Source organism: Rhodanobacter sp. C01, assembly GCF_002001045.1.
In the GTDB taxonomy this organism is placed as follows: domain Bacteria; phylum Pseudomonadota; class Gammaproteobacteria; order Xanthomonadales; family Rhodanobacteraceae; genus Rhodanobacter.
Genome location: NZ_MUNR01000006.1, coordinates 159,152 through 170,902, shown reverse-complemented (window position 1 = coordinate 170,902; position 11,751 = coordinate 159,152). Strand labels below are relative to the sequence as shown.

The window sequence follows — 11,751 nt, the reverse complement described above, 5'->3', positions numbered from 1 at the left end:
TTTCATCCTGCGACGATGTTGACGATCTTGCCGGGAACCACGATGACCTTGCGCACGCTCATGCCTTCCAGGAAATGCACCACCTGCGGCTGCGCCCGCGCTGCAGCTTCGGCCTCTTCCTTCGAGGCCGTCGCAGCCAGCTCGATGGTAGCGCGCAACTTGCCGTTGATCTGCACCGCCAGCGTAACCGAGTCACGCACCAGCGCAGCCGGATCGGCCTTGGGCCACGACTGATCCTCCAGCACGCTCTCGGCGTGCCCAAGTACCTGCCACAGTGCGTGGCTGATGTGCGGCACCACCGGATTGAGCAGCAGCACCATCGCCTCCAGCGCCTCGTGGCGCACCGCACGACCCTGTTCGCTCTGGTCGGTGAACTTGCCAAGCGCGTTGAGCAGTTCCATCAGCGCGGCGATGGCGGTATTGAAGGAGTGGCGGCGGCCGAAGTCGTCGCCGACCTTCTGGATCGTCTCATGCAGCTGGCGACGCAAATTCTTCTGGGTCGCATCCAGTGCAGCCGGATCGGTGACCGGGTGGTCGGGATTGGCCGCATGCGTGGTCACTTCGCGCCACAACCGCTTGAGGAAGCGCGACATGCCTTCGACGCCAGCCTCGCTCCATTCCAGCGACTGTTCCGGAGGGGCGGCGAACATCGAGAACAGCCGCACGGTGTCGGCACCATACTTGCCCACCATGGTTTGCGGGTCGATGCCGTTGTTCTTCGACTTCGACATCTTTTCGGTGCCGCCGATCTTCACCGGCTGGCCGTCAGCCTTCAGCACCGCACCGATCACGCGCGCCTTGTCGTCGCGTCGGATCTCGACCGCAGCCGGGTTGATCCAGTCCTTCGAGCCGTCGGCGTTGTCGCGGTAGAACGTCTCGGCGATCACCATGCCCTGGCACAGCAGGTTCTGCGCCGGCTCGTCCGAATGCACCATCCCCGCGTCGCGCAGCAGCTTGTGATAGAAGCGGAAGTACAGCAGATGCATGATCGCGTGTTCGATGCCGCCGATGTACTGGTCGACCGGCAGCCAGTAGTTGGCGCGCTCGTCGATCTGCGCATTCGCACCGGGGCTGGTGTAGCGCGCGTAGTACCAGCTCGACTCCATGAAGGTGTCGAAGGTGTCGGTCTCGCGCTCGGCCGGGCCGCCACACTGCGGACAGATGCACTTGCGCCATTCCGGATCGGCCTTGATCGGCGACTGCACGCCACTGAACGCCACGTCCTCCGGCAGCACCACCGGTAACTGGTCTTCCGGCACCGGCACTGCGTCGCACTTGGGGCAATAGATCACCGGGATCGGGCAGCCCCAGTAGCGCTGACGACTGACACCCCAGTCGCGCAACCGCCAGTTGGTCCGACGCTGGCCCTTGCCTGCGGTTTCGAGCACGCCGGCAATGTAGTCGAAGGCGGCGCGGTAATCCTTGCCATCCATCGCGCCGGAGTTCATCACGCGCATGTCGGCACGGGTCTTGTCCGAATACCAGTCCTGCCAGCTCGCCGCGTCGTAGTTTTCGTCACCAGCGGCGATCACCTGCCTGATCGGCAGGCCGTACTTGTGCGCAAACGCGAAGTCGCGCTCATCGTGGCCGGGCACCGCCATCACCGCGCCGGTGCCGTAGCCCATCAGCACGAAGTTGGCCACCCACACCGGCACCTTGTCGCCGCTGATCGGATGGATCGCGAACAGGCCGGTAGCCATGCCGCGCTTGTCCTGGGTCTCAAGCTCGGCCTCGGAGACGCCACCATGCTTCAGCTCGTCGAGAAACGCGGCCAGCTGCGGGTTGCCCTGCGCCGCTTTCAGCGCAAGCGGATGCTCGCCCGCAATCGAAACGAAGGTCACGCCCATCAGCGTGTCCGGGCGCGTGGTGAACACTGTCAGTGGCTCGGCTTCGCCTTCCACAGCGAAGTGGATTTCCAGCCCCTCGCTACGGCCCAGCCAGTTGCGCTGCATGGTCTTGACCGCGTCGGGCCAGCCCGGCAGCGTGTCCAGGCCGTCCAGCAGCTCCTGCGCGTAGTCGGTGATCTTCAGGAACCACTGCGGGATTTCGCGCTTCTCCACGACGGCGCCGGAACGCCAGCCGCGACCATCGACCACCTGCTCGTTGGCCAGCACGGTCTGGTCGATCGGATCCCAGTTCACCACCGCGTTCTTGCGGTACGCCATGCCCTTCTTGAGCAGGCGGGTGAACATCAGCTGTTCCCAGCGGTAGTAGTCCGGCTTGCAAGTAGCGAACTCGCGCGACCAGTCGATCGCATAGCCCAACGACTTGAGCTGGCTGCGCATGTGGTCGATGTTGGCGTAGGTCCATTTGGCTGGCGCGGTGTTGTTCTTGATCGCGGCGTTCTCGGCCGGCAGGCCGAACGCGTCCCAGCCCATCGGCTGCAATACATTCTTGCCCTGCATGCGCTGGTAGCGGCTGATCACGTCCCCAATGGTGTAGTTGCGCACGTGACCCATGTGCAGCGCACCGGACGGGTACGGCAGCATCGAGAGGCAGTAAAACTTCGGCCGCGCGGCATCCTCCTTCACTTCATAGGCGCGCTGCGTGTTCCAGTACTGCTGCGCGGCAGCTTCCACCGCCTGCGGGCGATAGGCAGCTTCATCCTGCTCGGGAGAGATCGGTGCTTGAATGTCCTGCATGGTTCCGTTGCCGTGGTGCGGTGGGTGCGCGCCGGTGGCAGCCGGCAGCGGTGAACTGATCAGACTAGCCCAGCACAGGCCGGGCGCCAAGGGATCGGACAAAACCGGTAGGTGCCGTCACCCTGCCGGGCAGGCAGGAATCTGGCCGCTGCCGAGTGAGCGCGCCGCCGTGGCGATCTGCCCGGCCAACTCGCCGAGCGCGCGCTGGTGGCCCTGCACCAGCGCGTCATAGCCCGGGCCGACACTTTCACTGGCGCGACTGGTGCAGGCCAGAACGGCAGAATGGTCACCATGCAGCAGTCGCACGCTCCAGGCGCCCTCGATCAGCGCATAGCTGCCAGGCGCCGAATCGAACCGGCGAATGTCCAGCTTGATCCTCAGCACGGGCTTGTCGTTGCCCGGCAGCCCGCTGACATCCTGGCTGTGCAGCTCACGCGCGAGATCAGCGGACAGCGCTCCGCGAACCTCGTCACCGAGGGGTGCGATCCAGCGTTCGCTGCCGAGCAGGGCCACGCCCTGCCCGCCTTCGCGCACGACCAACTGCGGCTGGTCGACCTGCGCCGGCACGCTGACCGGCAACAGTTCGAACGGCAGCGATAATGTTGCGGACGGCGCAGTCAGCCCACCGACTGACTCGTCGACCGGTGAAACAAGCGTGTAGTAATGCAGCGGTGCCGACGCACATCCCGCCAGCAACAAGGCGGCAAGTCCGAACAGCGGCTTTGCGTTACGGATCATGGCTTGCTCCCTTGCTGCGGCTGTATTGCCGGTGGAGCGGCGGCCGGTTTCGGATCCGCCTGTCGTCCGCGGATCAGCGCTTCCGGATGGCCGCCGAGGTAATCGGTGAGCACGCGCAGCGAACGCGCCATGCGCTGTACCTGTCCCAGCGTGGCGCCAAGGTTCTGTTGCAGCGGCGAATCACCGGACAGCGCATCGTTCGCCGTACCCATGGTCTTCTGCACGCCCTGCAAGGTGTCCTTGAATGCGGGCAAGGTCTGGCCATTGACCTGCTTCAGCGTGGCATTGAGGCCAGCCAGGGTCTTGTCCAGGTTCTGGCCGATGCTGTCGAACGGTATCTTGTCGAGCTTGGCGACGATGTCGGCCATCTGCTCCTGCAATTTGTCGAAGCTGCCCGGCACGGTAGGGATGATCAGCGGTTTGGCGTTCGGGTCGAACGTCACCGCCGGGGTATGCGGAATGAAATCCAGCGCCACATACAGCTGTCCGGTCAACAGGTTGCCGGTGCGTGCCTGCGCACGCAGGCCGTGGTCGACCATCCGCCCGAGCAGTTGCGACAGGTCCGGACTCTCGCCGCGCGCCTTTGCCAACGCCTCCAGCTTGTCGTAGGCATTGCCGAGGCGCTGCGGATAGACCACCGCACCCACCACCACCGGAAAGCGCTGAGTCTTGTCGTCGTAATCAAGATTGACCGACACCACCTTGCCGATGTTGATACCGAGGAACTCCACCGGCGCGTCCACCGCCAGCCCGCGCACCGACTGCTCGAAGCGCATGCGGAAGTAATGCGGCTCGCCATCAGGTGGCGCCATCGCCGTGGCCTGGTCGTCAAACAGCTGGTACTGGGTCAGCTCGGGAGCCGGCGTGGTGTCGTGCGGCCCGCGCGGATCGAGAAAGGCAATGCCGCCGGCCAGCACCGAGGCCAGCGACTGCGTGTTGACCTTCAGGCCAGCGGCGCCGAGCGACACGTCGATCCCGCTGGCATTCCAGAAGCGGGTGGACCGGGTGACGAATTTGTCGTTCGGACCATCCACGAAAATGCCCAGCGAGACGCCCTTGCCGTCCTTGTCCAGATCATAGGAAACCACCCGACCGACCTGGATGCGCCGGTAATAGACCGGCGAGCCGATGTCGAGCGAGCCCAGGTCGTCCGCATGCAGGGCGAAGCTGCGCCCGGGCGCGCCGTGGTTCACCGAGGGCGGGATCTCCAGCCCCTTGAACTCGTCCTGCGGCGTCGAGGAATCGCTCGCGTCAACACCGATGAAGGAACCGGACAACAAGGTGTCGATGCCCGACACGCCGCCCAGTCCGATGCGTGGACGCACCACCCAGTAGCGCGTGCCTTCGGTGGCAAAGCTTGCGGCACTCTTCTCCAGCGCCACGCTGACCAGCACCCGCTTGTGGTCGGAACTCAGCCGGATCTTGTGCACCCGGCCGATCACCACGTTCTTGTACTTCACCGGCGTCTTGCCGGCGTCCAGGCCCTCCGCGCTCTGGAAACTGATGGTGATCTGCGGGCCGGCCTGCAACCAGTTGTTGATCACCAGCGACAGCCCCACCAACGCCGCCAGCGCCGGCACCAGCCAGATCAGCGAGGCATTGAAGCGCCGTCGCTTCACCACCGGTTGCGGCAGTGCATCGTCGTCCGGCCGATCATTTTCGATGCGGCTGTCGTCAGTCATCAGTATCCCTGCCATCCCAGATCAACCGGGGGTCGAAGCTCATCGAGGCCAGCATGGTCAGCACCACGGTCAGGCCGAAAAAAATCACGCCGGGCAACGGCTCCACCAGGCTCAGCAGGCCGAAGCGCACCAGGGCCGTCAGCAACGCCACCACAAACACGTCGAGCATCGACCAGTAGCCGATGAACTCGACCAGTCGATATATCTTGGCACGCTGCACCCGTGCCCAGCCGCTGCCGCGCTGGCTGGTCACCAGCAGCACGCTCAGCGAGAGGAACTTCAGCATCGGCACCACGATGCTGGCGGTGAACACGATGACCGCCAGATCCGGCGACCCCTTGACCCACAACTCGACCACGCCGCTGATGATGGTGTTGTCGTCGATGTCGTTCAAGCTGGCAGTGCGCATGATCGGCAGCACGTTGGCCGGGATGTACAACAGGAACCCGGCGATCAGCAGCGCCCAGGCGCGCATGTAGCTGTCGGGCTTGCGCCGGTGCAGTGCCGAACCGCAGCGTGGGCAGGCCATGTCATCGCCGCCCGTGTCGCGGCATGTCAGGCCACATGTGTGGCAGGAGATCAGGCCAAGTTCGGCGGCGCGGGGCAAGCTGTTCATGCCGGGCGTTCCGCTGTGTGATCCCACAACTGGCGCAGGTCCACGCCGGCGAAGATGGTGATCAACAGGGTCAGCGCGGCATACGCATAGATGCCCGGATCCGCCACCACATCGAAATAGTTGTGCGCCTTGACGATCGCCACCAGCGCACCAAGCACGAACACCTCGCTCATCGTCCACGGCCCCAGCCGGTGCAGCGCCACCATCAGCGGCACGAAACCTGGCGCGCGTCGCCCTTGGCGGCCAAACCACAGCAGCCAGCCCAGCGTCAGCATCTTGACCAGCGGGAAGAAGAACAGCGTGAAGGCGGCCAGCACCGAGACTACCTGCGCCTGCTGTTGCCACATCGTGATGATCATGCCCCACAGCGTGGTACCGCTGAACTGGCCATTCAGGCCTAGCGTCACGATCGGCCACATGTTTGCTTGCACGAATACGATCATCGCCGTCAGTACCAGCGCCAGCATCGCGTTCACGCTCAGCCCTTGGTGCCGTTCAAGCTCGGCCATGCAACGTGCGCAGCGCGCCACTTCGCCACGCACGAGCGGACGGCGCTGGTACACCGTGTCGCAGTGTTCGCAGATCAGCAGACTTTCCGGTGCAGCCATGCCCATGCGCTCGATGCCTTGTTGCGGCGTGACGATCCGCGGATTCTCGCAAATCTGGAGTGAAGCCGCTGAACCGCGTGCGACCGCTTGATATGCTGCCGAATGCCCTGATCTGAACCGTCAATGCCGAGCTGGAGCTTTTCGTGACTGATGCCACTGCCGTTTCCCATGTCTTCGACGTGGATCAGCAAACTTTCGAAGCCGACGTCCTGCAGGCCTCGCTGACCACCCCGATACTGGTGGATTTCTGGGCCACCTGGTGCGAACCATGCAAGACGCTCGGGCCGATGCTGGAAAAGCTGGCCGCCGAATACAACGGTGCGTTCCGGCTGGGCAAGGTCGACGTGGACACCCAGCAGGAGCTGGCCGGCATGTTCGGCATCCGCAGCGTACCGACCGTGGTGCTGGTGAAGGATGGCCAGGTACTTGACGGTTTCGCCGGTGCGTTGCCGCTGGGCCAACTGCGTGAATTCTTGGCGCGTCACGTGCAACCGCTGGAAGCCGCCGAGAGTGCCGAAACCGCCGATGAAGTCGTGCAGGAATCCCCGGAGCAGGCAGTCCACCGACTGCAGCAGGCGATCATCGCCGAACCGGACAAGGCCGAACTGAAGCTCGACCTCGCGCTGGCGCTGATGCGTGCCGGCCAGATCGCCGACGCCGAAACGGGACTCGCAGCCTTGCCGGCCAACCTTGCCACCGATGCCCGCGCCGTGCGCCTGCGCAGCGAACTGGAACTGGCCCAAGCGCTGAAAGACTCCCCCGGGCTGGCCGAACTGCAGCAGCGCGTGCAGGCCGACCCCGGCGACTGGGTGGCACGCGACCAGCTCGGCGTGCATCTGTTGCTGCAAGGCGACGCCGAGACCGGTCTGGAGCAGTTCCTGCTCATCTTGCAGAAAGCCCGCGACTGGAACGATGGCCAGGCGAAGAAGCGTCTGCTCGCCGCCTTCGCCACGCTCGACAATGCCGAGTTGGTCGGACGGTATCGGCGCCGGATGGCATCGCTGCTGTTCTGACCACCCGATGCGTACCCTTGTGCAGGAGCGCACCCGCGCATTCCATACTTGAGCGTACGTTCGGGTAAGATGTCGTCCATCCCCGAACTGACGAGCTTCCATGCGCGCTGCCACCTTCCGCCGCCTGCTCAACCTGTGGCCGCCATTCCTCTTCAACTCCATTCGCCTGCAATCCCTCAGTGATGACTACACCGAGGCGAAGGTGGTGCTGCGGCTGCGACCGTGGAACCGCAATTACGTGAAGAGCCAGTTCGGCGGCAACCTGTTCGCGATGGTCGACCCGTTCTGGATGCTGCTGGCCATGCACCAGCTCGGCACCGACTACTACGTGTGGGACAAGGCAGGCACGATCGACTTCGTCGCACCCGGCTACGAGGATGTCTACGCGCACTTCAGGCTGGAACCGGCGGTCGTCGACGAACTGCGCACCGCGGCAACCGGTGGCGAGAAAGTGCTGCGCTGGTTCGAGACCGAGGTGACCACCGCCTCCGGCAAGGTCATCGCCATAGTGCGCAAGCAGCTCTACGTGCGGCTGAAGCCGAAAGCGCGCTGAACGTGCTCATTCGCTCTCGAAGCGCTTGAGCTCTGCCAGGACAGATTCCGCTTTCTGCACACTGCGACCGGCAAAGTTGTTCTCCAGCCAGCGCCGGTGACCCGCCCAGCGGATCAGGCCATATGCCAATCCGACCACGGCCAGCGAGACGAAGCCGCAAAGCACCATCCACAGCACCAGCCCGGGGGCTCGACCCCACCAGTCGGCGTAACCCATTCGATCCCAGTCGTACTGGATCAGCATGAGCATGACCGGAATCCAGACCACGCTGCCCAGCACGGCGAACACCGGCGCCTCCACCCCGACTCGCCATGCACGCAGCGTCGCCAGCCGCCGCTGGATCTCCAGCACCGGCGCCGCATAGTCGATGCCCTGTAGCAGGGACAGCACTCGCACCGAGAAGATGATCGTCAGGATGCCGAATACTTGCACCGCGATGCCGCAGGCCATCGCCTGCCATATATGTGTATGCGTGCTCCAGAACGCCACGCCCCACAGCATCACACCGATACCCAAGGCGATCTGCGCTCCCTGCCCCCACACCAGCGACCGCAGTCCGCGGCGCATCCTGTCCATACGACTGTCGCGGAAAATCTGCACATTCAGCGCGTGCTGCTGCTCCAGTCGGCGATCGAGCGCCTGCCAGGCAAATTTCATCTCGTCGAGTTCCATCGTCATGCTCCAGTGCTTGCCGTCGCGGTCATCTGTCCGCGCAATTTCTGCTTGATGCGGCCGATCTTGGTCGCCACATTGGTTTCGCTGATGCCGAGGATCTCGGCCATCTCGGTGTAGCTGCGGTCTTCCAGATACAGCAGGATCAGCGCGCGATTGAGCGGATCGAGCTGGCCGATGAACGCGTACAGTGCTTGTAACCGTTCGTCCTGTTCGGCGATGCCCTCACCCCCACCGACGGTTTCCAGGTGGTGTGCTTCCAGCGGCTCGAAACGATCAGCCTCCGACCAGCGCTCGCGCCGTGCCTGCGAGATCGCCACGTTCAGTGCAATGCGATACGTCCAAGTGGAGAACTTCGCCCGTGCCGGGTCATAGCCACCGAATGAACGCCAGAGCTGCGTGCTGATCTCCTGCACCAGATCGTCGCGATCGGCCGCATTGCGGCTGTACAGGCCAGCCACCTTGAACACGATCTTGCGATGTTCGTGCAGCAGCGACTCGAAGCGTTGCTGGTGTTGCCTGGCAGTCATGGACGTCGTTTCCCCTCCGTTCCACCCATGATTCGCATGGACGCGAAAAAAATCACAGTGGCGCAATGACGATGCCATCAACGCCGGCATGCGCGGATCGCAGCGGCAACATGACAGGCCATCATCGTCCCCTACAATGAGAACTCCCTTCTCCGACCAAACCCGCCCATGCGCCCCCTGCGTCTCAAACGCTATCTGCTGACCGGCCTGCTCACCTTCATCCCGCTATGGGTGACCTGGCTGGTGTTCAAGTTCGTGCTGGGCTTGCTGGCCAGTATCGGCGCCCCACTGGTGAGTGCCCTGCTCAATGCGCTGGCGCTGGTCGCACCGCGCGTAGCCGACACGCTCAATACGCAATGGCTGACTTTCATCATCGCGTTGCTGATCACCCTGATCGCGCTGTACCTGCTCGGCTGGCTGGCCAACCGGGTGATCGGCCAACGTTTCATCAACGCATTCGACGGCCTGCTGGCGCGCATCCCGGTGGTGCAGACGATCTACGGTGGCACCAAGAAACTGATGGCTGTGCTGCAGAACAAGCCCTCCGGCGTGCAGCGAGTGGTGCTGGTCGAGTTTCCGCGCCGCGGCATGAAAGTGGTCGGCTTCGTCACCCGGGTGATGATCGAGGAGGGCACCGGCCGCGAGATGGCGGCGGTATTCATCCCGACCACGCCGAACCCCACCGGCGGTTATCTCGAAGTGGTGCCACTGGATGAGCTAACCCCCACTGACTGGACGATGGACCAGGCCATGGCCTTCATCATTTCCGGTGGCGCGGTGGCGCCCGATACGTTGCCTGCCTCGCCCGCAACACTTCGACACGACGAACCCAAGGATCACGCATGAGTCTGCGCCATGTCTTGCTGGCTACCCTTCTGGGTGTTGCCACCATGGTCGTGCACGCTACCGGCTCGAACGCCACCGACTGGATCACGCCGGCCGAGGCCGCGCATTTCCGCACCACGCCGAGCTATGCCGATACTCTGGTCTATCTGAAACGGCTACAGCAGGCGGCACCGGGCGTGATTCGCCTGGAAACCTTCGGCACTACGCCGGAAGGTCGGCCGATGACCGTGGTGATCGCCAGTGACGACGGCACGTTCGATCCCGCCACCGCGCGCAAGGCCGGCAAACCGATCGTGCTGCTGCAGGCCGGTATCCACCCCGGCGAGATCGAGGGCAAGGACGCCGGGCTGATGCTGTTGCGCGATATCGCGGTCACCCACAAGTACCCGCACGTACTCGACCATCTGGTGCTGGTCTACATCCCGGTGTTCAGCGTCGATGGCCACGAGAATTCGTCGCCGTACCACCGCATCAACCAGAACGGCCCGGACAGCATGGGCTTTCGCGGCCAGTCGCAGTACCTCAACCTCAACCGCGACTACGTCAAAGCCGACGCGCCGGAAATGCTCGCGTGGCTGAAGCTGTGGCAACACTGGCTGCCGGACTTCCTGATCGACGTGCACACCACCGACGGCGCCGACTACCAGTACGACCTGACCTGGTACACCGAGGATCCGCACAAGCTCGATCCGGCGGTGAGTGCATGGCAGCACGACATGATCGTCAACCATGCGATACCTGCATATGAAAAGCGCGGCCACCTGGCCTCAATCTATCTGGAGTTCAAGGACGGTCGCGACCCGCGCAAGGGCATCGAGAACTTCGGTTCCGGCCAGCGTTTCTCCACCGGCTACGCCGCGCTGCAGAACCGGCCTGCGCTGTTGATCGAAACGCACATGCTCAAGCCGTACGCCGTTCGTGTGCACGCCGTGTACGACCTGGTCGAGCTGATGCTGGAGCAGATCAACCAGCATCCAGCCTCGTTGCTTGCAACCACCGCGAAGGCCGACGCCGACACCATTGCCCGCGCCCACGATGCACAAGCCCGCGTGCCGCTGACCTTCAAGCCGGATCCGCAATCGACCAAGTTCGAGCTGAAGGGCTATGCATTCACCCTGACCCACAGCGACATTTCCAACAGCGAATGGATCCAGTACGACCCAAGCCAGCCGAAGACGTACAGCATCGACAACTGGAATGGCCTGCTGCCGGATCTCTCGATCACCCCGCCGGCGGCGTACGTGGTGCCGGCGCAGTGGACGACCATCATCGACAAGCTCGATGCACACGGCATCCGATACCGCCGCATCGATCATCCGCTGACGATCCACGCCGAGGGTTATCAGCTCGATGATCCAAGCTGGGCCAGCAAGTCGTTCGAGGGACACCTGATGCTGCGCGACTTCGCCCTGCATACGGTGCCACGTGAGGTAACGCTGCCAGCCGGCTCGGTGATCGTGCCGCTGGATCAGCGCACCGCCAACGTGGCGATCAACCTGCTCGAACCGCAGGCACCCGACTCGCTGCTGCGCTGGGGCTATCTCGACGCAATCTTCGAGGCCAAGGAATACGCCGAGCCACGCGTGCTGGAAAAACTGGCGCGCGAGATGCTGGAGAAGGATCCATCGCTCAAGGCCGAATTCGAGCGCAAACTGCACGAGGATCCCGCCTTCGCCGCTGACTCCGGAGCACGGCTCGAATTCTTCTTCGACCATTCGCCGTGGTATGCCGCCCAGCATGTCGGCGCCTACCCGGTTCTGCGACTTGATGCCGCCCAATGGCTGAGCCTGCAGGCAGCGCGCGCCACGACACTGGCACCCCCTGACCTTTGACACTGTCTGGGTCATGACG

At 63.8% G+C, this 11,751-nt stretch carries 11 protein-coding genes; 4 read left to right on the top strand and 7 right to left on the bottom strand.

Going from position 1 to position 11,751, the window contains the following annotated elements; genetic code table 11:
* Window positions 1–2 precede the first annotated feature (2 nt).
* The 5 genes from leuS to B0E50_RS03395 form a co-directional block, all read right to left on the bottom strand.
* Window positions 3–2,642, bottom strand: a complete 2,640-nt coding sequence (gene leuS / locus B0E50_RS03415; RefSeq protein WP_077439900.1) for a leucine--tRNA ligase — start codon at window positions 2,640–2,642, stop codon at window positions 3–5.
* A 117-nt stretch (window positions 2,643–2,759) separates the two neighbouring features.
* A complete protein-coding gene (locus B0E50_RS03410) occupies window positions 2,760–3,380 on the bottom strand; it encodes a PqiC family protein (protein WP_077439729.1) in 621 nt (206 codons plus the stop codon).
* Complete coding sequence (locus B0E50_RS03405) at window positions 3,377–5,062, bottom strand: MlaD family protein (protein WP_077439728.1); 1,686 nt, start codon at window positions 5,060–5,062, stop codon at window positions 3,377–3,379. Before B0E50_RS03405 ends, B0E50_RS03410 begins: the two co-directional genes overlap by 4 nt.
* On the bottom strand, window positions 5,055–5,678 hold the full coding sequence (locus B0E50_RS03400) for a paraquat-inducible protein A (protein WP_077439727.1): 624 nt from the start codon (window positions 5,676–5,678) through the stop codon (window positions 5,055–5,057). The genes B0E50_RS03405 and B0E50_RS03400 overlap by 8 nt, the downstream gene beginning before the upstream one ends.
* Window positions 5,675–6,292, bottom strand: a complete 618-nt coding sequence (locus B0E50_RS03395; protein ID WP_077439726.1) for a paraquat-inducible protein A — start codon at window positions 6,290–6,292, stop codon at window positions 5,675–5,677. Before B0E50_RS03395 ends, B0E50_RS03400 begins: the two co-directional genes overlap by 4 nt.
* A 137-nt stretch (window positions 6,293–6,429) precedes the next feature.
* Between B0E50_RS03395 and trxA the strand changes: the two genes are divergently transcribed.
* Window positions 6,430–7,299, top strand: a complete 870-nt coding sequence (gene trxA / locus B0E50_RS03390; RefSeq protein WP_077439724.1) for a thioredoxin — start codon at window positions 6,430–6,432, stop codon at window positions 7,297–7,299.
* A 100-nt stretch (window positions 7,300–7,399) separates the two neighbouring features.
* Window positions 7,400–7,852 carry a DUF4442 domain-containing protein gene (locus B0E50_RS03385; RefSeq protein WP_077439722.1) on the top strand — a complete coding sequence of 151 codons (453 nt, stop codon included), beginning with the start codon at window positions 7,400–7,402 and terminating at the stop codon, window positions 7,850–7,852.
* A gap of 6 nt (window positions 7,853–7,858) precedes the next feature.
* On the opposite strand, the gene B0E50_RS03380 is transcribed toward B0E50_RS03385, so the two are convergent.
* Window positions 7,859–8,530, bottom strand: a complete 672-nt coding sequence (locus tag B0E50_RS03380; protein WP_077439720.1) for a hypothetical protein — start codon at window positions 8,528–8,530, stop codon at window positions 7,859–7,861.
* The gene (locus B0E50_RS03375; RefSeq protein WP_077439718.1) at window positions 8,527–9,054 is read right to left on the bottom strand and encodes a sigma-70 family RNA polymerase sigma factor; all 528 of its coding nucleotides are present in this window, start codon (window positions 9,052–9,054) and stop codon (window positions 8,527–8,529) included. The genes B0E50_RS03380 and B0E50_RS03375 overlap by 4 nt, the downstream gene beginning before the upstream one ends.
* Before the next feature lie 168 nt (window positions 9,055–9,222).
* On the opposite strand from B0E50_RS03375, the gene B0E50_RS03370 reads away from it, so the two are divergent.
* On the top strand, window positions 9,223–9,900 hold the full coding sequence (locus tag B0E50_RS03370; protein WP_077439716.1) for a DUF502 domain-containing protein: 678 nt from the start codon (window positions 9,223–9,225) through the stop codon (window positions 9,898–9,900).
* 2 nt (window positions 9,901–9,902) lie between these two features.
* A complete protein-coding gene (locus tag B0E50_RS03365; RefSeq protein WP_139350741.1) occupies window positions 9,903–11,732 on the top strand; it encodes a M14 family metallopeptidase in 1,830 nt (609 codons plus the stop codon).
* The last annotated feature ends 19 nt before the right edge of the window (window positions 11,733–11,751 follow it).